At 69.7% G+C, this 20,409-nt stretch carries 24 protein-coding genes; 17 read left to right on the top strand and 7 right to left on the bottom strand.

The features are described 5' to 3' along the window. The first annotated feature begins 68 nt into the window (after window positions 1-68). The 4 genes from LDO11_RS04465 to recO all read left to right on the top strand — a co-directional run bounded on the left by LDO11_RS04465 (window position 69) and on the right by recO (window position 3,003). Entirely contained in the window at window positions 69-449 is a 381-nt protein-coding gene (locus tag LDO11_RS04465; protein WP_100322249.1) for a DUF4845 domain-containing protein, read from the top strand. Between the two features lie 18 nt (window positions 450-467). Then, complete coding sequence (gene rnc / locus LDO11_RS04470) at window positions 468-1,133, top strand: ribonuclease III (protein WP_232140501.1); 666 nt, start codon at window positions 468-470, stop codon at window positions 1,131-1,133. Between the two features lie 157 nt (window positions 1,134-1,290). Next, window positions 1,291-2,220: a GTPase Era gene (era, locus tag LDO11_RS04475; protein ID WP_232140502.1), complete on the top strand. Its 930-nt coding sequence runs from the start codon at window positions 1,291-1,293 to the stop codon at window positions 2,218-2,220. Between the two features lie 33 nt (window positions 2,221-2,253). Continuing rightward, the gene (gene recO / locus LDO11_RS04480; protein ID WP_129136327.1) at window positions 2,254-3,003 is read left to right on the top strand and encodes a DNA repair protein RecO; all 750 of its coding nucleotides are present in this window, start codon (window positions 2,254-2,256) and stop codon (window positions 3,001-3,003) included. A gap of 44 nt (window positions 3,004-3,047) precedes the next feature. Here recO and LDO11_RS04485 read toward each other — a convergent pair whose 3' ends face one another. After that, the gene (locus tag LDO11_RS04485) at window positions 3,048-3,794 is read right to left on the bottom strand and encodes a response regulator (protein WP_232140503.1); all 747 of its coding nucleotides are present in this window, start codon (window positions 3,792-3,794) and stop codon (window positions 3,048-3,050) included. A gap of 15 nt (window positions 3,795-3,809) precedes the next feature. Between LDO11_RS04485 and LDO11_RS04490 the strand changes: the two genes are divergently transcribed. From LDO11_RS04490 to LDO11_RS04525, 8 genes are all read left to right on the top strand, one after another. Continuing rightward, window positions 3,810-5,831, top strand: coding sequence for a translocation/assembly module TamB domain-containing protein (locus tag LDO11_RS04490; protein WP_232140504.1), 2,022 nt, complete (start codon window positions 3,810-3,812; stop codon window positions 5,829-5,831). A 29-nt stretch (window positions 5,832-5,860) separates the two neighbouring features. Beyond that, complete coding sequence (locus LDO11_RS04495) at window positions 5,861-6,445, top strand: YdbL family probable chaperone protein (RefSeq protein ID WP_232140505.1); 585 nt, start codon at window positions 5,861-5,863, stop codon at window positions 6,443-6,445. Between the two features lie 160 nt (window positions 6,446-6,605). After that, window positions 6,606-7,970, top strand: coding sequence for a 23S rRNA (uracil(1939)-C(5))-methyltransferase RlmD (gene rlmD / locus LDO11_RS04500; RefSeq protein WP_232140506.1), 1,365 nt, complete (start codon window positions 6,606-6,608; stop codon window positions 7,968-7,970). Window positions 7,971-7,991: 21 nt separating this feature from the next. Beyond that, window positions 7,992-8,501: a CYTH domain-containing protein gene (locus LDO11_RS04505; RefSeq protein ID WP_232140507.1), complete on the top strand. Its 510-nt coding sequence runs from the start codon at window positions 7,992-7,994 to the stop codon at window positions 8,499-8,501. Between the two features lie 151 nt (window positions 8,502-8,652). Then, window positions 8,653-9,654 carry a beta-N-acetylhexosaminidase gene (gene nagZ / locus LDO11_RS04510; RefSeq protein WP_232140508.1) on the top strand — a complete coding sequence of 334 codons (1,002 nt, stop codon included), beginning with the start codon at window positions 8,653-8,655 and terminating at the stop codon, window positions 9,652-9,654. Further along, window positions 9,651-10,208 carry a hypoxanthine-guanine phosphoribosyltransferase gene (locus LDO11_RS04515; protein WP_232140509.1) on the top strand — a complete coding sequence of 186 codons (558 nt, stop codon included), beginning with the start codon at window positions 9,651-9,653 and terminating at the stop codon, window positions 10,206-10,208. The genes nagZ and LDO11_RS04515 overlap by 4 nt, the downstream gene beginning before the upstream one ends. A 42-nt stretch (window positions 10,209-10,250) precedes the next feature. Further along, window positions 10,251-10,997: an S-methyl-5'-thioinosine phosphorylase gene (locus LDO11_RS04520; RefSeq protein WP_232140510.1), complete on the top strand. Its 747-nt coding sequence runs from the start codon at window positions 10,251-10,253 to the stop codon at window positions 10,995-10,997. Between the two features lie 88 nt (window positions 10,998-11,085). Continuing rightward, window positions 11,086-11,292, top strand: a complete 207-nt coding sequence (locus LDO11_RS04525) for a cold-shock protein (RefSeq protein ID WP_100322260.1) — start codon at window positions 11,086-11,088, stop codon at window positions 11,290-11,292. A gap of 208 nt (window positions 11,293-11,500) precedes the next feature. On the opposite strand, the gene LDO11_RS04530 is transcribed toward LDO11_RS04525, so the two are convergent. After that, window positions 11,501-12,652 carry a phospholipase A gene (locus tag LDO11_RS04530; RefSeq protein WP_232140511.1) on the bottom strand — a complete coding sequence of 384 codons (1,152 nt, stop codon included), beginning with the start codon at window positions 12,650-12,652 and terminating at the stop codon, window positions 11,501-11,503. Between the two features lie 52 nt (window positions 12,653-12,704). Beyond that, window positions 12,705-13,211 carry a DUF456 domain-containing protein gene (locus tag LDO11_RS04535; protein WP_232140512.1) on the bottom strand — a complete coding sequence of 169 codons (507 nt, stop codon included), beginning with the start codon at window positions 13,209-13,211 and terminating at the stop codon, window positions 12,705-12,707. Window positions 13,212-13,479: 268 nt separating this feature from the next. Between LDO11_RS04535 and LDO11_RS04540 the strand changes: the two genes are divergently transcribed. Further along, on the top strand, window positions 13,480-13,689 hold the full coding sequence (locus LDO11_RS04540; protein WP_100322264.1) for a cold-shock protein: 210 nt from the start codon (window positions 13,480-13,482) through the stop codon (window positions 13,687-13,689). A 66-nt stretch (window positions 13,690-13,755) separates the two neighbouring features. Here LDO11_RS04540 and LDO11_RS04545 read toward each other — a convergent pair whose 3' ends face one another. Both LDO11_RS04545 and LDO11_RS04550 read right to left on the bottom strand, forming a co-directional pair. Further along, window positions 13,756-14,232: a glycine zipper 2TM domain-containing protein gene (locus tag LDO11_RS04545; RefSeq protein ID WP_232140513.1), complete on the bottom strand. Its 477-nt coding sequence runs from the start codon at window positions 14,230-14,232 to the stop codon at window positions 13,756-13,758. A gap of 146 nt (window positions 14,233-14,378) precedes the next feature. Then, window positions 14,379-14,840, bottom strand: coding sequence for a hypothetical protein (locus tag LDO11_RS04550; RefSeq protein WP_129136314.1), 462 nt, complete (start codon window positions 14,838-14,840; stop codon window positions 14,379-14,381). An 81-nt stretch (window positions 14,841-14,921) separates the two neighbouring features. On the opposite strand from LDO11_RS04550, the gene LDO11_RS04555 reads away from it, so the two are divergent. Then, window positions 14,922-15,731: a tRNA threonylcarbamoyladenosine dehydratase gene (locus tag LDO11_RS04555; RefSeq protein ID WP_232140514.1), complete on the top strand. Its 810-nt coding sequence runs from the start codon at window positions 14,922-14,924 to the stop codon at window positions 15,729-15,731. Window positions 15,732-15,754: 23 nt separating this feature from the next. Here the strand turns inward: LDO11_RS04555 and LDO11_RS04560 are convergent, their stop codons facing one another. Together LDO11_RS04560 and LDO11_RS04565 are read right to left on the bottom strand one after the other, a co-directional pair. Continuing rightward, entirely contained in the window at window positions 15,755-16,519 is a 765-nt protein-coding gene (locus LDO11_RS04560) for a TatD family hydrolase (protein ID WP_232140515.1), read from the bottom strand. A 13-nt stretch (window positions 16,520-16,532) separates the two neighbouring features. Next, the gene (locus LDO11_RS04565; protein ID WP_232140516.1) at window positions 16,533-16,772 is read right to left on the bottom strand and encodes a DUF6116 family protein; all 240 of its coding nucleotides are present in this window, start codon (window positions 16,770-16,772) and stop codon (window positions 16,533-16,535) included. A 183-nt stretch (window positions 16,773-16,955) separates the two neighbouring features. On the opposite strand from LDO11_RS04565, the gene LDO11_RS04570 reads away from it, so the two are divergent. The 3 genes from LDO11_RS04570 to LDO11_RS04580 all read left to right on the top strand — a co-directional run bounded on the left by LDO11_RS04570 (window position 16,956) and on the right by LDO11_RS04580 (window position 20,377). Next, entirely contained in the window at window positions 16,956-17,765 is an 810-nt protein-coding gene (locus tag LDO11_RS04570) for a glycine zipper 2TM domain-containing protein (RefSeq protein ID WP_129136310.1), read from the top strand. 808 nt (window positions 17,766-18,573) lie between these two features. Further along, a complete protein-coding gene (locus tag LDO11_RS04575) occupies window positions 18,574-19,737 on the top strand; it encodes an acyl-CoA dehydrogenase family protein (protein ID WP_232140517.1) in 1,164 nt (387 codons plus the stop codon). A gap of 88 nt (window positions 19,738-19,825) precedes the next feature. Next, window positions 19,826-20,377, top strand: coding sequence for a GNAT family N-acetyltransferase (locus tag LDO11_RS04580; RefSeq protein ID WP_232140518.1), 552 nt, complete (start codon window positions 19,826-19,828; stop codon window positions 20,375-20,377). Window positions 20,378-20,409 lie beyond the last annotated feature (32 nt).

The following is a 20,409-nucleotide window of genomic DNA, read 5'->3' on the forward strand; positions in this document are numbered from 1 at the left end:
GCCCTGTCCAAGGGCCCGGCCTGCCGCTAGCATCGCAGCCGGACATGCACCTTTCGGGGAGAAGGGCAATGAAGCAGAAGCAGAAGGGGATGACCCTGCTGGGGTTCGTCATCGTGCTGTCGGTGGTGGGGTTTGCCGCCTACATCCTGATGAAGCTGTTCCCGATGTACTCGGAGTACTACAGCGTGCGCCAGGCGATGAAGGGGCTGTCGCAGGAGCCCGGCATCGCCACCCAGGATCCCGCGCGCATCCAGGACCTGTTCTTCCGCCGGCTGTACATCAGCTACTCGGAGAACGTGAAGAAGGAACACGTCAAGCTGCGCCGGATCGACAACGGCTGGCAGATGGACGTGAACTACGAGATCCGTCGCCCGCTGGTCGGCAACCTCGACGTGGTCGGCAAGTTCAATGCCTCGCAGGCGCTGACCCGTTCGGGTGCCGGCGAATAATGCCGATGCGTGTGCGCGATGGCCGGCAGTGATCCGTTCGGCCACCGGTTCGGCGACCAGGGCCTGCTCGCGCAGGCGCTGACCCATCGCAGTGCCGGCGCGCCGCACAACGAGCGGCTGGAATTCCTCGGCGACGCGCTGCTTGGCCTGATCGCCGGGGAGGCGCTGTACCAGCGCTTCCCGCGTGCCGACGAAGGCGCGCTCACCCGCGCGCGCGCCGAGCTGGTGCGCGAATCGACGCTTGCGCGCATCGCCCGGCGGCTCGACGTGGGGCCGCGGCTGATGCTGGGGCCCGGCGAGATGAAGTCGGGCGGGCATCGCCGCGACTCCATCCTCTCGGATGCACTGGAAGCGGTGATCGCCGCGATCTATCTCGATGCCGGCTTCGACGCGTGTCGCACCGCGGTGCTGGCCTGGCTTGCGCCGGAGCTCGAGGGTTTCGAGATCAACAGGGTCGGCAAGGATGCCAAGACCCGGCTGCAGGAATGGCTGCAGGGCCGACAGCGTGCGTTGCCGCAGTACGAGCTGCTGGCCGAGACCGGCGACGAACACGCGCGCACCTTCGTGGTCGCCTGCCGGATCATCGAGCCGGAGCTGGCCAGCGAGGGCGAGGGCGGTTCGCGGCGTGCCGCCGAGCAGGCCGCGGCGGCGGCGATCCTCGAGCAGCTCGAAGCGCCGCGCTGACGGCGAGCGCAGGGTTCTTGCCGCGGATTCGCGCGGATCAGCGCCGATCACGCAGGTCGCGTGCCTCCGCGTGGACCCGTGCCGGGAACAGCCCGCGCTCGCCGGGCGGACCGCCATCTTCGCCCGCCGCAGCCGCGGCGACGCATACAATGCGCGGATGACTGAGAACACCTCCTACCGCGCCGGCCATGTCGCCGTGATCGGTCGCCCCAACGTGGGCAAATCCACCCTGATCAACGCCCTGGTGGGCGCCAAGGTCAGCATCGTCTCGAACCGGCCCCAGACCACGCGTCATCGCCTGCTTGGCGTTGCGACCCTGCCCGGGGGGCAACTGGCGCTCGTCGATACCCCCGGCCTGCACCGCGAACAGGGCAAGTCCAGCGCCACCGCGATGCACCGCTGGATGAACCGCGCCGCGCGCGGGGCCGTCGAGGGCGTGGATGCGGCGTTCCTGGTGGTCGAGGCCGGGCGCTGGGAGGACGAGGACAGCGCCGCCTATGACCTGCTGCACGGCAGTGGCGTGCCGGTGCTGCTGGTGGTCAACCAGGTCGACCGCATCAAGGACAAGGGGGCGCTGCTGCCGTACCTGGCCAGGGTGTCCGAAGGCCGCGAGTTCGCAAGCGTGCACCCGGTCTCCGCGCTCAAGCGCAAGGGCCTGGACGGCCTGGTGGCGGCGGTGCTGCCGTTGCTGCCACAGCAGGCCGCGCTGTACGAGGAGGATGCGATCACCGACCGCAGCGAACGCTTCCTCGCCGCCGAACTGCTGCGTGAGCAGCTGATGCGCCAGCTCGGCGCGGAGCTGCCGTACGCCACCACCGTCGAGATCGAGCAGTTCGTCGACGATGCCGGCATGGCGCGCATTTCCGCGGTGATCTGGGTCGAGCGCGAAGGCCAGAAGGCCATCGTGATCGGCAAGGGCGGCACGCGGCTGAAGGAGATCGGCGGCAAGGCGCGACTGGGCATGGAGCGCCTGTTCGACCGCAAGGTGTTCCTCGAGACCTGGGTGCGCGTGCGCGAGGGCTGGTCCGACGACGAGGCCGCGCTGCGTGCGTTCGGCTACGAGGACCCGGGCCGCCCGGACCGCTGATCGCCGGCGCCGAGCGCTTCCGGACCCCGCGCCATGCGCTACACCGGTGAACCGGCATTCGTCCTGCATGCGCGCCGCTGGCGCGAGACCAGCCTGCTGGTGGAAGTGCTGAGCCTGTCGCACGGTCGGCTCGGCCTGCTGGCGCGCGGCGTGCAATCGCCTCGCCGCCACGCCCTGCGCGCCGCGCTGCAGCCGCTGCAGCAGATCCGCTTCGATGCCGTGCAGCGTGGCGAACTGGCGACGCTGGCCGGCGCCGAAGCGGTCGACCGCGCGCCATCTCTGACCGGTGACGCGGTACTGGCCGGCTTCTACGTCAACGAACTGATGCTGCGGCTGGCACCCCGCCAGGATCCGCATGCCGAACTGTTCGAACTCTATGCGACGGTGCGCCAGCGGCTTGCGGCGCCGGGGCTTGCCTGGACGCTGCGGCGCTTCGAGCGCGACCTGCTCGACGCCCTCGGCTTCGGCCTGGCGTGGGACAGCGCCAGCGACGGCACGCCGATCGACCCGGCGGCGCGCTACCGGATCGATCCCGAGCAGGGCGCGCGCCGGGTGCTCAGCGAGCGCGACGGCGAGCGCAGCCGCGCCGCGACCGGTCGTGCGCTGCTGGCGCTGGCCGCAGACCGGACGCCTGATGCCGAAGACCTGCCAGGGCTGCGCCGCGTGCTGCGCGATGTGCTTGCCCACCACCTGGGATCGCGCGGGCTGAAGTCGTGGGAGCTGATGGCCGACCTCGGCCGGCTCGCCGGTGCCGCGCCGAGGCCCGCACCGACTGGCGACTGACGCATGCCGCGGGCGGTCGCCGGCGGCGGTCGCTCCGGCCGGGCTCAGGCGGTCTGTACCGTCTGTGGCGTTGCAAAGGTCTGGTCGGTGGCGTCGACGAAGCCCTGCAACGCGGCCGCGTCATCGGGCATCGCCTGCAGCGCCTGCACCGCGTGATCGACCCGGGCGGCGCCGACGAAGCCGGCACTCGCGCGCAGCTTGTGCAGCGCACCGCGCAGGCGGTCGTGATCGTGCACGCGCGCCGCGGCCAGCACCTGCTCGCGGGCCATCGGCAATTCGGCGAGGAACAGGTCGCGCAGGGCGGTCACGTGGGTGGGGTTGCCGCCGAGTGCACGGGTGGCGGCCTGGTCATCCCACACCGGGGCGGCACCTGCGGGCGCGTGCGATGCGTCCACCTCCGCCGGCGCGGCACAGCCATCCAGTGCGGCGCGGATCGCGTCCTGCCACGCGGCAGCGCTGAGCGGCTTGATCGCGACGTCGATGAAGCCGTCCGCCAGCAGCCGCTGGCGTTCGCTGTCGTCGCAGGCGGCGGTGTGGGCAATGGCCGGTGTGTCGAGGCCGTGTTCGCGCAGGCGCCGCAGCAGGGCGCCCCCGTCGCCGTCGGGCAGGTTGGCGTCGACCATCCACAGGGCGTAATCGTTGTTCTTCGCCAGCGCGTAGGCCTCGGACAGGCGGTCGGCGGTATCGACCTGCGCCGGCAGCGCGGCGGCCGCGGCCTGCAGGAACAGCCGGCTTGCCGGTTCGTCCTCGACCAGCAGCAGGCGGGGCGTGCTCGGGCCGCTACGGTCCATGGGTATCCTTCCTGGATGGGTCGCCTCCTCATCCTACTCCTGGTCGCCGCGGGCTGCGCACTGCCCGCATCCGTGGCGGCGCGCACGGCGGAAGCGACGATCCAGCGGGTGGAGACCGCGGTGGCGCAACTGCACGGCGTGCGCGTGCAGCTGCACTGGCCGCAAGGGGCGGAGGCCGGCGAGCTGCGCCTGCAGGCCGAACGCGTGGAATCGCCGACGCTGGGCTACGTTTTCCGCGACCTCGACTGGCGCTGCCCGCTGCGGCGGCCCGGGACCGGGGCCTGGGGCTGCGACGGCCCGTTGCGTGCCGGCAATGGTTCTCCGGTGGCACTCGCAGTGGCCCTGGATGCATCGGTGGTGTCGGCCGGGCTCAGGCAGGGTGCCGCGACCCTGGCACTGCATCGCGATGCCACCTCTCCCGACCTCGTGCGCATCGACCTCACGCGGGTGCCGCTGGCATGGGCTACGGCCCTGATCCAGCAGGCGGCGCCGACCCTGCAACCGGGGCGCGGCACGCTCGACGGCCGCGTCGACGTGCATGTCGCCACCGCGGCGCCATTGCGCATCGGGGCTGCGTTGCACGGTCGCGGACTCGCCTTCGACTCCGACGACGGCGCATTCGCCGGAGAGGGCATCGACCTGGCCGTGGACGTCGACTACCGCCAGCCGGGCGCGGCCCACGCACTCGCACTGCGCGGCACGCTGCGCGGCGCCAACCTGCTGCTGGGCGCGGCCTATCTCGAACTGCCGTCGGCGCCGATCGCGCTGACCGTGGATGCGGTGCGCGAACAGCCGGATGCGGGCTGGCGGTTCACGCACCTGCGCTGGGACGACGGCGCAGCCCTGCGCGCCGAGGGCGCGGTGGCGCTGGGTGCGGATGCCTCGCTGCGCGCCATGGACCTGCGGCTGCACAGCGACGATGCATCGTTGCTACCGCCGCGCTACCTGTCGGGCTGGCTGGGCGTGGCGGGGCTGCCCGGGCTGACCCTGGCCGGCACCGTCGACGCGCATGTGCGGATGGTCGACGGCGCGCTTGCAGGTATCGATGCCGGTCTGCGCGGGGTCGACATCGCCGATGGTCGCGGCCGCTTCGCCTTCGCCGGGCTGGATGGCGACCTGCGCATCTCCGAAGGCGCGCCCGTGGACAGCGCGCTGTCGTGGCGTGGTGGGCGCCTGCAGGCGGTGGAATTCGGCCCGGCGACGCTGCCGTTCCGCAGCGTCGCCGGACGCCTGGACCTGCGCGGGGACGTGGCCGTCGAAATGCTCGACGGCCAGCTGCGGTTCTCCGACCTGTCGTTGCTGCTGCCGGCACGGGGGCAGGGCATGCGGATCGAGTCGGGGCTCGCGGTCGAGGCGTTGCGCCTGGACGAACTGGCTTCGGCGTTCGGCTGGCCGGCGTTCGCCGGCACCCTGAGCGGCGAAATTCCGCGCATGCGCTATGCCGATCAACGCCTCGACTTCGACGGCGGGCTGGCGATGCACGTGTTCGACGGCGAGGTGCGCTTCGGCTCGCTGGCGCTGGAGCGGCCGTTCGGGGTGGCGCCCTCGCTGTCGGCCGACATCGAGCTCGAGGACCTCGACCTCACCATGCTCACCGGGGTGTTCGACATCGGCCAGATCGACGGCCGCCTGCATGGCCGCTTCGATGGCCTGCGGCTGGTGGACTGGCAGCTCGCCGCATTCGATGGCGAGCTGCACACCGAGCGGCGCCGTGGCGTACGCCAGCGCATCAGCCAGCGTGCGGTGCAGGACATCTCCAGCGTCGGCGATGCGTCGTTCGCGGGTTCGCTGCAGGCGCAGCTCATCGGCCTGTTCGACGACTTCCGCTATCGCCGCATCGGCATCAGCTGCCGCCTGCGCAACGAGGTCTGCGAGATGGGCGGACTGCGTTCAGCGGGCAACACCTTTACTATCGTCGAGGGCTCCGGCCTGCCGCGGCTGGATGTCGTCGGCCATAACCGCAACGTCGACTGGCCCACCCTGGTGGAGCGCGTCGCGGCGGCGGTCGGTGGCGATGTCGCACCGGTGGTGGAGTGACCGCCGCCCTTTCCTGTCAGGAGACGTCCATGATCCGCTGGTTCGCCATGTTCGCCACCGCGCTGGTGCTGACCGCCTGCGTCACCATCAACGTGTATTTCCCCGCAGCCGAGGCCCGCGAGGCCGCGCGCGAATTCGTCGACGACGTGATCGGCCGCGAGGCGGCACCCGCGAGCACCACGCCCCCGGGCGGCATGGCACGTGGCGGCGGCTTCCACCCGCTGATGCTGCTGGGCATCTCCACCGCGCACGCGCAGAGCCCGGACATCACCATCCGCACGCCGGCGATCGAGGCGATCCGCTCGCGCATGGCAAGCCGCTTCCAGTCCTCGCTGTCGGCGCACTTCGATTCCGGCGCGCTGGGCTTCACCAGCAATGGCGAAGTCTCGGTGCGCGATGCCGGCAGTATTCCGATGCCACAGCGCGCGCAGGTCAACCAGGCGGTCGCCGAGCAGAACCGCGATGCGCGCGCGGTCTACCGCGAGATCGCGGTGGCCAACGGCCAGCCCGACTGGGAGCCGCGCATCCGCCAGGTGTTCGCCGAGCAGTGGGTGCAGCGCGCCAAGGGTGGCTGGTGGTACCAGGACGCAGGCGGCAGCTGGCGCCAGAAGTAACGGCGGACCCTGCTGCGCGGAGCCCGCGCGCGACCCGTCGCTGACCGGGCCGACTGCACATCGCGGCTGAAGCCCCACAGCGGCGTGGGGGCGCGCTGGCGCGATGCCCGCAGGCCGGAGCATCGCATCGTCGCCGGGGCCGCCCCACCTGTGCAGGGCCATGGACGATCTCTGCGACAATGGGCGGCTTCCGCAGCTACCGCTCCGCCACGTGGCCCGACTCGACCAGACCCCGTTCCCGCTCGACATCCTCGACCTCAGCCATGACGGCCGCGGCGTTGCCCGCCGCGAGGGCGGCAAGACCGTGTTCGTCACCGGCGCACTGCCCGGTGAGCGCGTCGTCGTGCGCCAGACCGCACGCTCGCGCAGCTTCGACGAGGCGGTCACGCTGGAGGTCGAGCGCGCCTCGCCGGATCGCGTCGAGCCGCGCTGTCCGCATTTCGGCGTGTGCAGCGGCTGCGTGCTGCAGCACCTGGACGAATCGAAGCAGATCGTCGCCAAGCAGCGCGTGCTGCTCGACAACTTCACCCGCATCGGCCATGTGACCCCGGACGAGGTGCTGCCGCCACTGACCGACCGCCAGTGGGGATATCGCCGCAAGGGCCGGTTCTCGGTGCGCCGGGTGGAGAAGAAGGGCAAGACCGTGGTCGGCTTCCGCGAGCTCGACCCACGTTTCGTCGCCGACCTGTCGATCTGCTACACCGCGATCCCGGCGATCGGCGAGCGCGTCGAGGCGCTGTCGGCGCTGGTGGATTCGATGGACGCGCGCCGCGAGATCCCGCAGATCGAGTTCATCGCCGGCGACGACACCGTCGCGCTGGTGTTCCGCCACCTCTCGCCGCTCTCGGATGCGGACCGCGAACGCCTGCTGGCGTTCGCGCAGGCGCAGGGGTTCGCCATCTTCCTGCAGCCGGGCGGCATCGATTCGGTGCATGCGCTGTGGCCGCAGGATCCACCACTGGCGTTCCGCCTGCCGCAATGGGACGTGACATTGCAGTTCCGCCCGCTCGACTTCATCCAGGTCAACAGGGGCCTCAACGAGAAGATGATCGCGCGTGCCATCGAGCTGCTCGATGTGCAGCCCGGGGAGCGCGTGCTCGACCTGTTCTGCGGGCTGGGCAACTTCACCCTGCCGCTGGCGCGCGGCAGCGCGCAGGTGGTGGGCGTGGAGGGCGATGCCGGGCTGGTGGCACGTGCGCGCGAGAACGCCGCGCTCAACGCGCTTGGCAACGCCGAGTTCCATGCCGCCGACCTGACCCAGCCGCTCGATGGCAAACCGTGGGCGCGGCAGGGCTTCGACCGGCTGCTGCTGGACCCGCCGCGCTCGGGCGCCGATGCGGTGCTCAGGCAGCTGTCGCTCAAGGGGCTCAAGCGCATCGTCTACGTCAGCTGCCATCCCGGCTCGCTGGCGCGCGATGCCGGCTATCTGGTCAACGAGCGCGGCTGGAAGCTGCGCGCCGCGGGGGTGATGGACATGTTCCCGCACACCGCGCACGTGGAATCGATCGCGCTGTTCGAACCGTGAGCGCAGCACTGGAGGTGATGCATGGGCGTTGAGATCGAGCGCAAGTTCCTGCTTCGCGACGGGCGCTGGCGCGATGCGGTCGATCGCACGGTGGTGATGGCGCAGGGCTATCTCAACGATGCCTCTTCGCTCGACAGCGGTGCACAGCGTGCGTCGGTGCGGGTGCGGCTGCAGGACGACCTGGCCTTCCTCAACATCAAGTCACGTGAAGTCGGGCTGCGCCGCCAGGAATTCGAATATCCGCTGCCGATCGACGATGCACGCGCGCTGCTGGCGCTGTGCGTGGGCGGCCGGATCGAAAAGCGTCGCCACCTGGTGCGCCATGGCGCGCATCTGTGGGAGATCGACGAGTTCGATGGCGACAACGCCGGGCTGGTGGTCGCCGAGATCGAACTCGGCGACGAGGGCGAGGCTTTCGAGCGACCGGACTGGCTGGGCGACGAGGTCACCCATCTGCAGCGCTACTACAACCTCGCATTGGCGGATCGTCCGTACCGCGAGTGGAGCGCGGACGAACGCTCCGGTCGTTGAGCGTCCACGCCGGGTTCAACGGATTCCCGGGGTGTGACTGCCCAACGCGGTAGCGCCCACCGCAACGTCGGACTGGGCGCACCCGCAGGCCGCGGCGCGGTTCTGCGACAATGCCGGACAGGCACGATGGTGTGCCGATGGAGATCCCCGCATGCTCGTGATCGGCGTCGCCGGCACCGAACTTACCGCCCAGGAACGTGACTGGCTGCAGCACGATGCCTGCGCCGGCGTGATCCTGTTCACCCGCAACTTCGCCTCGCGTGCGCAGGTAGCCGAGCTGTCGCAGGCAATCCGCGAAGCCGCACCGCGGCCGCAGCTGGTCTGCGTGGACCAGGAAGGCGGCCGCGTGCAGCGCTTCCGCGAGGGCTACGCCGCGCTGCCGCCGTTGGAAACCTTCGGTGCGCGCTACCGCGATGATCGCGAAGGCGCACTGGCCGCCGCGCGCGAGCACGCCTGGCTGATGGCCAGCGAAATCCGCGCCACCGGCGTGGACCTGAGCTTCGCCCCCGTGGTCGACCTGCACCGTGGCAACCTCGCCATCGGCGACCGTGCCTTCGATGCCGATCCGGAGGTCGCCGCCGCACTCACCCGCGCCTACGTCGAAGGCATGCACGATGCCGGCATGGCCGCCACCCTCAAGCACTTCCCCGGGCACGGTTCGGTGCGCGAGGACACCCATTTCGACAACGCCGTCGACGACCGCGCGCTCGAGGAGATCCGTGCACACGACCTGGTGCCGTTCGTCGCCGGCATCGATGCCGGCGCTGACGCGGTGATGCTGGCGCACGTGGTGTACCCGCAGGTCGCACCGGAGCCGGCCGGTTATTCCAGCCGCTGGATCAACGGGATCCTGCGCGAAGAGATGGGCTTCCGTGGCGTTGTGTTCTCCGACGACATCGGTATGGCCGCGGCGCACGGCGTGGGTGGTGTCAGGGCGCGGATCGATGCGCACCTCGATGCCGGTTGCGACGTGGTGCTGGTCTGCCATCCGGAACTGGTGGCCGAATCACTCGCGGCGGTGGAAGGCCGTTCGCTCAACACGATGGCGCTGACCGGCCTGATCGGCCGCGGCGCGCTGGGCTGGGATGGCCTGCTCGCCGACCAGCGCTACAACGCCGCGCGCGGCGCCATCCCGGGAGGCTTCATCGCATGACGCCCAGACTTGCCGACGCGCTCGTGGGCGCGGAGTGCCTGCACGACCGCGCCGCACTCGATGCCGCGATCGCACGCATGGCCGATGCCATCCACGCCGACTACGCCGGCGACGCCACGCCGCCGCTGTTCGTGACCATCATGCATGGCGGCATGCCGTTCGCGACCCAGCTTGCCTTCGCGCTCGGCGAACGCGGGCTGGACGTCGAGTTCGAATACCTGCACGCCACCCGCTACCGCGGGCAGACCCGCGGCTCCGGGCTGGCATGGCTGCACCGGCCGGCGACCCCGATGCGCGACCGCCGCGTGCTGCTGGTCGACGACATCCTCGACGAGGGCCACACGCTGCATGCGGTCACCCGCTGGTGCGAGGACCAGAACGCCACCGACGTGCGCGTGGCGGTGCTGGCCGACAAGCAGCACGACCGTCGCGTCGAGGGCATCGTCGCCGACTACATCGGCGTCGAGGTGCCGGACCGTTACGTGTTCGGCTATGGCATGGATTTCCACGAGCAGGGCCGCAACCTGCCGGCGATCTACGCGCTCGCCGAGTGATCCCCGGCATGTCTTGAACCTGGCACGTCCACAGGAACCGCGATGATCAACATCGACCTGGCCGTCATCGGCGGCACCGGCCTCTACCGCATCGCCGAACTCGACAACGTGGATACCCACCAGCCGCCGACGCGCTATGGCGCGCTGTCGGGGCCGGTGCGCGTCGGCACGCTGGAAGGCCTGCGCGTCGCCTTCCTGGCGCGCCACGGCGAAGGCCACTCGGTGCCGCCGCACCGCATCAACTACCGCGCCAACCTCGCCGCGCTGCAGGCGCTCGGCGCGCGCCGGGTGATCGCGCTCAACACCGTGGGCGGCATCACCGGACGCTTCGGACCGCGCGTGCTCGCCTGCCCGGACCAGCTCATCGATTACACCTGGGGGCGGGTTTCCACCTTCTGCGAGGAGGAGGGCACCGATGTCCTGCACGTGGATTTCGGCGATCCCTACACCCCGACACTGCGCACGCAGTTGCTGGATGCCGCGCGCGCGGCCGGCGTCGATGTGGTGGATGGCGGCTGCTACGGCGCCACCCAGGGTCCGCGGCTGGAAACGAAGGCGGAGATTGCGCGCCTGCGCCGCGACGGCTGCGACCTGGTCGGCATGACCGGCATGCCGGAGGCCGCGCTGGCACGCGAGCTCGGGCTGGAATACGCATGCCTGGCGATCGTCGCCAACTGGGCAGCCGGCTGCGCGGATGCGGACGAGATCACGTTCCAGGAAGTGCTCGACAACGTCGCGGCGGTGTCCGGGTCCATACCCGCCATCCTGCGTCGCTTCCTGACGTCCTGAGATTGCAAACCGCGACCGTTTGCTTCGATACTCGGCCCCGTGCGCCGATTGGCGTGCGCTATCGAATCCAGACGAAGGTGGAAGGGTTATGCAGTACGGCACAGTGAAGTGGTTCAACGACGCCAAGGGTTTCGGCTTCATCGCCCCGGAAGACGGCGGTTCGGACGTATTCGTCCATTATTCGGCCATCGATTCGAAGGGCTTCCGTAGCCTGCAGGAAGGCCAGCGCGTGAGCTACGAAGTGACCCAGGGCCCCAAGGGCGCCCAGGCGACGGGCGTGGCCCCGGTCGCGTGAGCCACGGACCACGGTGACCTCGAAGCCCCGCCCGGTGCGGGGCTTTTTTGTGATGGCCGGCTCTGGACGTTCCCTTGGGGCCACGGCGGGCCGCCCGGACCCACTGGCGGCGATCTCGATGGGAAGAGATCCGTTCCCGCCTTCCCACAGGGCGCTGCCATGAACGTCGATGCCCCGGGGTCGTGTTGCTGCACCCGCGGGTGAACGGCTACAGCCAGTCCTGCAGCGAGATGCCCAGGCCGATGTAGGTGGCCTTGTGGTTGTAGTCGATCAGGCTTTCGCCATAGCCGTGGAACACCTGCAGGTGGCCGCGGAAATTGCGGAAGTCCGGGTGGATCGGGAACCCCCAGTCGACCTGCAGCGCACCGCGCGATTCGTCGCCGCCGCGCAGCGAATGGCGGCCCATCACCGTGAAGCGATGGTCGCCGCGCACGTGCATCAGGGTGAGGTCGCCGCGGCCCATGTAGTCGGCGATGTCGGGGTTGTCGTCGTCGCTGCCGTCCTTGAGGTGCACCCACGGCCGCGCCACCAGCGCCCAGTTCTCGCGGTCGAAGCCGAAGTTGAACATCAGCCGGTTCCAGCTGCGCGACAGCGGATCGCCGCGGCCGTTGGACTGGTGGTTGATGCCGATCGCGCTCATCCGCCCGTGCCAGCCGCCCGGCAGGCTGTAGCCGTTGCGGAAGACCAGCAGCACTTCCGGCTCGTAGTTGGTCTCGCGGAACGGACGCGATTCGTCGGTGTTGTAGATCTGCCAGCGCGAACTCTGGGTATAGCCCATCCACACGTCGCCGTTGTCGCCGAACAGGTTCTCGAGCGCCTTGGTCTTGAAGCTGATCTGGAACTTGGCCTCCAGGCTGTCGAGCGACTGCGGCGTGTCGACGACGTTGTCCGGATTGGGCGACGACGGCATGTTGTTGATGTCGCTTGTCCAGAACGCCGGCAGCAGGTAGAGCGGTTTGTAGACGCGGAAGTTGAACAGCCCAAGCTTGGAGTCGCGCGCCAGTTCCCAGCGCGTATCCAGCAGCGAGCCCTTGCCGACATTGGCGATGGCATCCAGGCGCTGGCTGTCCGCCCCGACCCGGAACATCTCGCCGGCGGGCTGCACCGCATCGAGTGCTTCGGCATCCGTCTCGGCTTCCACGCTGGCACGGGCCACGGCGGCGGCGACATCGGCCTGCTGCGGGCCCTGCTGCACGCGACCCGCCGCGGTGTCATAGCACTGCAGGCGCTGGGCGTCGTTCTCCAGCCCCACGCATGCGCTGGTGTCGGCGGGCTGGAGGACCTGCTGCGCGCTGGCAACGGGTGCGAACGCGAGCGCAATGGCGGCAGCGAGCAGGCTCGGCGCGAGGAATCGGGGCATATGGATCTCGTGGGATTGGATAAAGCGGGGGATTGGACAGTGCGTGGTGTCGTCAGCGCGTAGTCCACCAGGACAGCGCGAACACGCCGATCATTGCGAAGGCTAGCATCAGTTTCAACGCGACCGCGACCACCACGCCGACCCATGTGCCGACTCCGACACGGGTGGCGGCGCCGAGGTCGGTCGCACCGATCCGGCGGCGATGCCAGAGCTCACCCGCCATCGCGCCGGCGAACGGGCCGACGAAGATGCCGGGGATGCCGAAGAAGATGCCGACGAAGGTGCCGATGACCGCACCGGCAAGCGCCTTGCGGCTGGCACCCACGCGCCTGGCGCCCATCGCGGTGGCCCAGAAATCCACCAGCAGCGACAGCACCGTCAGAAGCGCAAGCAGCCCCAGCGTCAGCCCGCCGACATGCACGAAGCCATCGGCCCAGGCTGCCAGCAGCATGCCGGCGAAGATCAGAGGGATACCGGGGATGGCCGGCAGCACTGTACCCAGCAGGCCGACGACGACAAGCAGGATGGCGAGGGCATGGAACAGTGGTTCGGTCTGCATGTCACGTCCGGAAGGGGGGTCGACGGCCGTCGGCCGGGCGCGGGAGGCGCATTGCATTCTCCCTGAATCCGCGATAACTTGGCCGCGCTGTGTTTGTCAAGGTCACCGTGAAACGTGGCCCGGATGCAGTTGATTCGTGCTGGATACACCCGCGTGGTTCCACCGGTCCGCTACATCGAACGCTCTGCGCTTCCCCCTTGCAACCAGCCGCCGGCGACGGCGTACCCATCAATGAGGTCCAGGCAGTCCGTTCGAGGGAGCAAGCGCAATGTCAGATCGTGAAACGGGTACCGTGAAGTGGTTCAACGACGCGAAGGGGTTCGGCTTCATCAGTCGCGAGAGTGGCGAGGACGTGTTCGTGCACTTCCGCGCGATCCAGATGCAGGGGTTCAAGAGCCTCAAGGAAGGCCAGCGGGTGAGCTTCACCGTCGTCCAGGGCCAGAAGGGCCTGCAGGCGGATGCGGTGCAGGAAGCCTGAGCGGCGAACTGAGTGACAAGAAAAACCCGGCCATTGGCCGGGTTTTTCTATGGGTGCCTGAGGAACTTACAGCGCCCAGGCACGTCCGTCGCGGACCTGCACGGACGACCCTTCCCGCAGCCCGCTGACATCCTCCTGCACCATCACCACGGTGCGGCCGTCGTTGAGGCGCACGTGGACGTCGTAGAAGTTGCCGCTGCCGGTGCGGTTCTGGATCGCGTTGCCGGCAACGGCACCCGCCACCGCGCCTGCGCCGGTGGCCACGTTGCGGCGGCCGTCACTGTCGCTGTTGCGTCGTGCGATCTCGCGCCCGGCGGCAGCGCCGACGATGCCGCCGATCAGCGGGCCGGCGACGTTGGGGCTGCTGTCGGGACGGCGTTCGATCCGCGTCACGGTGCCGCAGTCGCGGCAGTTGGCGGTGTTGTAGCCGCCGCCGTAGCTGCCGCCGGAACCGTAGCCCGAGCCGTAGCCCGGTGAGGTGGCGCAGCCCGCGAGGGCCAGGGCGGCGGCTGCGGCAGTGGTGAGGAGCAACGGGGTCTTCATGGCATCTCTCCGCTTCGGAAGGTGATGCGCGACAGGGCGCGCACGCAGCGAAAGTAGAAGTGCCGCCGTGAACAGGCCGACAACCCGCATGGGCCGGAGCGTCCCGGTCGTCGACCACCGGGCCAGGGTTCATCCGCGCGTGGCGGTCAGCCGCGGAAATCCTGGTGGCAGGCGCGGCAGGTGTTGCCGATGTCGCGCGTCGCGGTGCCCAGCGTGCCGCAATTGATCGGTGGCGACGCCAGGCTGGCATCGAGGGTGCGGCGCATCTGGCTGGCGGCCGCGGAGAAGCGCCTGTCGTCGCGCAGGTCCGCGAAGGCGGGCTCGAGGTCGTCCGCCATCACCCGCAACGTGCGCAGGTGGGGCAGGGTGTCCGTGGCCTCGCAGCGGTTCTGTTCGACCTTGGTGCGCAGCTGGTCGAGATGCCACTGCTGCACGTGCATCACGCTCGACGGGAAGTGGTCCGCGCGTGCCTGCAACGCGCGCATCAGCATGACCGTGGCCACCACGCCCACCACCAGGCCCAGCACGAACAGGAACAGGTAGCGCTGCGCGGCGGAGACCCGCGCGGACGGCTGGCGGGGCGCGGGCTTGTCGGCTGGCGTGGACATCGCGGTCTCCGTGGCGGGGCGGGCGGACCATAGCACGCGCCCCTGCCGGCGCAGCGTGGCGGGCGCACTAGAATATCGGCCATGGACAGCACCTGGACCGACCGTTTCCGCGGCATCGACCGCCTCTATGGCGACGGCGCGCTTGCCGCGCTGGCGCGTACGCATGTGGCCGTGATCGGCCTCGGCGGGGTCGGTTCGTGGACGGTGGAGGCACTGGCGCGCAGCGGCGTGGGAAGGATGACGTTGATCGACGCGGACGACCTGTGCGTCTCCAATACCAACCGCCAGCTGCCGGCGATCGCGGGCCAGTACGGCCGCGGCAAGGCCGAGGCGATGGCCGAGCGCTGCCGTGCGATCAACCCGGCGATCGAGGTGGCCGCGGTCGCCAGCTACCTCACCCCCGGCAACCTCGACGCACTGCTCGGCCCCGGCTACGACCTGGTGGTGGATGCGTTCGACAGCTTCCGCGCCAAGGTCGAGGCGATCGCCTGGTGCCGCCGCCGCAAGCAGCCGATCCTGACGGTCGGCTCGGCCGGCGGCCGCATCGATCCCACGCTGGTACGCATCCGCGACCTGTCGCGCACCGAGCACGATGCGATGCTCGCGCTGGTGCGCAGGAAGCTGCGTGGCGAGTTCAACTTCCCGAAGGGGCCGAAACGCTACTTCGGGGTGCCGGCGGTGTACTCGCTGGAGAACGTGCGCTATCCGCAGGCCGACGGCAGTGTCTGCGGGCTGCGCCCCAAGGTCGATGGCGAAGCGTCGCTGAAGCTCGATTGCGGGGCCGGTCTCGGCGCCGCCACCCATATCACCGGCACGTTCGCGTTCGCCGCTGCCGGCAAGGCGATCGCGATGCTGCTGGCGCGTGCGGAAAAGGCGCGCGACGCGGCCTGAGGCCGGGCAGTCGCCGCCTGCAGTTATTGCGGCAGGCCGAACAGCCGGCAGGCATTGCGGGTGGTCGCTTCCGCCAGATCCGCGAGTGACATCCCGCGCAGCCCGGCCACCACGTCGCAGACGCGGGTCAGGCGCGCCGGCTCGTTGCGCTGGCCGCGGTGGCCGCTGTCGGGCTGGTCCGGCGCATCGGTTTCCAGAAGCAGCTGTTCCAGCGGCACCGCAGCCACCACCCGGTGCATGCGTTTGGCGCGTTCGTAGGTGACCGGTCCACCGATTCCGATCAGGAAACCCAGCTGGTGCAGCTGGCGCGCCTGTTCCTCGCTGCCGGCAAAGCTGTGCACCACCCCATGCACATTGCCGACGCGCCGGATCGACTGGATCACCGCATCCACCGCGCGCCGCGCATGCACGATCAGCGGCAGGCCGGTCGCGCGCGCGAGTTCCAGATGGCCGTCGAACCAGCGCTGCTGGGCGTCGAGGTCGAGCCCTTCGACGTAGTAGTCGAGGCCACATTCGCCGATCGCCACCGGTCGCTCGCGGCGCACCCATTCGTCGAGCAGCCCGAGATGCGCGTCGTCGTGGTGCTCGAGGAAGGTGGGATGCATCCCGTAGGCCGCGTACAGGCCCGGGTCGAGCCGGCAGGCGTCACGCAGCAGCGTCCACTCGTCGGCGTGGGTGCCCGGCAGGATCTGACGGGTCACCCCGGCGGCGCGGGCACGGGCGATGACGGCCTCGCGGTCGCCGTCGAACTCGCTGGCATCCAGGTGGCAGTGGGTGTCGACCAGCATCACGCGAACGTGCTCAGCGCTGGCGACGTGCCTGGCCGTCGATCGGCGGCCGGCCATCGGATGCCGGGGCATCGTTGCGCTTCACCCGCGCCAGCAACAGCGTGCCGAGGCCGAGCAGCAGTTCGTCCACCAGCGGGATCGGATCAGGCACCACCAGCGTCAATGCGAACAGCGCGGCGGTGACCGCGAACAGGCGTGGATAGCTCAGGCGTCCGAGCCAGCGCAGCATCGGGCCGAGCAGCATGTAGCGCATTGGAGGACTCCGTGTGGCGGGTCTGGGCGGCTCGTCGTCACGCTAGCACGCACGGTTCAACGCGGCGTTCAGGCGTTGACAGGAGTAAGCGTTTTCTCCGCGGCATCCATTCAGGAAGGAAATGCTCGAATCCGGCTCAACGCTTCGCGACACCTCGCGACATGCGAGCAAGGAGAGAGACCCATGAAGAACAACACCCTCGCCATCGCCCTGGCATCGCTGCTGGTCGGCGGTGTCGCTGTCGCAGCCTTCCAGAGCAACCGCGACGAGGTGCCGGCCACCGGTACGTCGTCGGGCGTGTTCGAGGCGGTCGAAGGCGAGCAGCCGCTGGCCGATGACGCCATCCCGGTGGGCGGCCGCGTCGAATACGCGGACGTGGTGCAAGTGGAGCCGATCACCGAACGCCGCGACCTCTACGCAAGCGTGATCGGCAGCGCGCCGATCCACGAGACCACCACCAGCACCACCCCGCGCGAGGTGTGCGAGGAGGTGGTGGTGCAGGAACGCCTGCCCGAGCGCGACGGCAACGTCGGCGGTACCGTGGCCGGCGCGGTGATCGGTGGCCTGGTCGGCAACCAGGTCGGCGGCGGCAACGGCCGCAAGCTGGCCACCGCCGCCGGTGCGACCGCAGGTGGCTTCATCGGCAACCGGGTCGACCGCAACCACGTCGGTGGCCGCGTGGTGGAACGCGTGGACCGCCAGTGCCGCACCGTGCAGGACTCCTCGCAGTCGTCGCGGGTGGTCGCCTATGACGTGACCTACCGCAACCCGGACGGCAGCACCGGCACGCTGCGCACCGACAGCAAGCCTGGCGAGCGCATCCGCCTGGGCGCCGAGGACGTGCCGGTGGCGTACGACGTGACCTACCGCTTCGACGGGCGCGAGCGCACCGTGCGCATGGAGCAGCGTCCCGCAGGCGAGCGCCTGCCGGTACTCGATGGCCAGGTGGTGACCCAGACCGCCGCTGTCGACGACGACGCGCGGCTGCAGTAACCAGGCGCCGGGCGCGTGCCCGGTTGCCTGGAGTGACGTCAAAGGGTCGGACCATGTCCGGCCCTTTTTCTTGCGTCGAACTCGACGGCAACGGCGTCGAGCCGAGTGTTTTGCGCCTGTTAGCTGCTTCCTGGTGACTCCGCGTTGCCCGTCGCGCACACCGGGGGGTGTGCTGCCCCGGCCGGAGTCCGCGTCCAGCTGCCACGGCCGGCCGCCGGCCATCCATGGCCGGCTGTGCGCACACCCCCCGGTGCACGCGACGGGCTTCGACGTTCATCGGCTTCGGCGACGGAGAGCCGAAGCCGACGAAGTCTGCAACCGACCACTCTCGTGCGTCCGTCCGTTCGGGCACGGAGATCGACAGTGGCTCAGCCGAAGCCTTTTATTGCCATGACTGTCTGACGATCCTTGCTCTTGACCTTCTTCCGGCCGCGGTGACGGCTCGGGGCCCGCCGCGGACGCAGGGGGATGTCCAGAGCCGGCCATGGATGGCCGGCGGCCGGATGTGGGAGCAGGACGCGGAGATATCCGGCTGGGCATCCCCCTGTGGCCGTGGCGGGCCACGCGTGCCAGCCAACGCCTTCGTGCCTTTCAGGTGATTCGTCTGTCGACGCGTGCGTAATCCACCTGATGCGCCCGCAATGCGTCCGACGGCTCCAGGATCCGACCGCGCAAGCCCCCGGGGGAAGAGGATCCCCCCGTTGGCATGTGCAGCCTTCCGCCGACGAAGGATCCGGCACAGGTCAGCAGGCCATGGCCCCGCGCAGCCGGGGCGATACAATCGCGGCTTTCCGCACGCGCGAACGCCATGGCCCTCAATCCCTACGATCTCTACGACATCCGCTCGCTCCTGACCGAGGAGGAACAGGCCGTCCAGGACGCCGTGGCGCGCTTCACCGACGAGCGCGTGCTGCCGATCATCGGCGAGTGCTTCGACGAAGGCCGCTTCCCGAAGGAGCTGATCCCGGAGATCGCCGGCCTCGGCCTGCTGGGCGCGACGCTCCCCAGCCAGTACGGCGGCGCCGAGCTCAACTACGTCAGCTACGGGCTGATCTGCCAGGAGCTCGAACGCGGCGATTCCGGCCTGCGCAGCTTCGCAAGTGTGCAGTCCTCGCTGTGCATGTACCCGATCTACGCCTACGGCACCGAAGAGCAGAAGATGCGCTGGCTGCCGTCGATGGCGCGCGGCGAGACCATCGGCTGCTTCGGCCTGACCGAGCCGCACGGCGGCTCCGACCCGGCCAACATGAAGACCCATGCGAAGAAGGACGGCGCGGACTGGGTGATCAACGGTTCGAAGATGTGGATCACCAACGGCAACCTCGCCGACATCGCCATCGTCTGGGCGCAGACCGATGACGGCATCCAGGGCTTCGTGGTGGAGAAGGATTTCGCCGGCTTCACCGCGCAGGAGGTCAAGCACAAGATGAGCCTGCGCGCCTCGGTGACCAGCGCGCTGTTCTTCGACAACGTGCGCGTGCCGGACGCCAACCGCCTGCCGAACGTCAAAGGCCTCAAGGGTCCGCTCGGCTGCCTGACCCAGGCGCGTTACGGCATCACCTGGGGCCCGATCGGCGCGGCGATTGCCTGCCTCGACGAGGCACTGAACTATTCCAAGGAGCGGATGCTGTTCGGCCGCCCGGTCGCGGCCACCCAGAGTGCGCAGATCAAGATGGCCGACTGGGCGCGGCGCATCACCAGCGCACAGCTCCTGAGCCTGCAGCTCGGTCGCCTCAAGGATGCCGGCAAGATGCAGCCGACCCAGGTGTCGCTTGCGAAGTGGAACAACTGCCGCATGGCCATCGACATCGCCCGCGAAGCGCGCGACCTGCTCGGCGGCGCCGGCATCACCACCGAGCATTCGCCGATCCGCCACGCGCTCAACCTCGAGTCGGTGATCACCTACGAGGGCACCGAGACCGTGCACCAGCTGGTGGTGGGCCGCGAGCTGACCGGCATCAACGCGTTCTGACGTCCCGGGCTCCGGTGCGAGCCGGGGCCCGCGATCCGCTTCATTCGCGGATTTCGCGTCGTTGCAATCGAGCCCTGGGGGACCTGGCATGTCGCTTCCGGATATCCGCATCGAAACCGAGCGCCTGGTCCTGCGCCTGCCGCAGGCGGGGGATTTCGAGCGCTTCGCCGAGCTGATCGGCGACGAGGACGCGGCGCGCTGGATCGGCGGCCACATGCCGCGTGCCGCGGCGTGGCGCAAGTTCCTGCAGCAACCGGGCGCGTGGATGATCCAGGGCTTCGGCATGTTCTCCATCATCGACCGCGACAGCGGGCAGTGGCTGGGGCAGGGCGGGCCGTGGAAGCCCGATGGCTGGCCCGGCAACGAGATCGGCTACATGCTCCACCGCGATGCATGGGGCCGCGGCTACGCCACCGAAGCACTGACGGCGGCCATCGACTGGGCGCTGGACGAACTCGGCTGGGACGACTTCGTCCACTGCATCGCGCCGGAGAACGTCGCCTCGAAGAAGGTCGCGTCGAGGCTCGGTTCCACGTTTATCGGCATGGCCACGTTGCCACCGCCCTACCAGGATTCACCGTGCGAGGTCTGGGGACAGACCCGTGCGCAGTGGCAGGACACCCGCAGGCGCCGCGGCTGACCGCGTCGCTTTCGCAACCACCCGACCAGGCA

Origin of the sequence: Alterluteimonas muca (genome assembly GCF_021191595.1) — a bacterium.
GTDB classification, from domain to species: Bacteria; Pseudomonadota; Gammaproteobacteria; order Xanthomonadales; family Xanthomonadaceae; genus Luteimonas; species Luteimonas muca.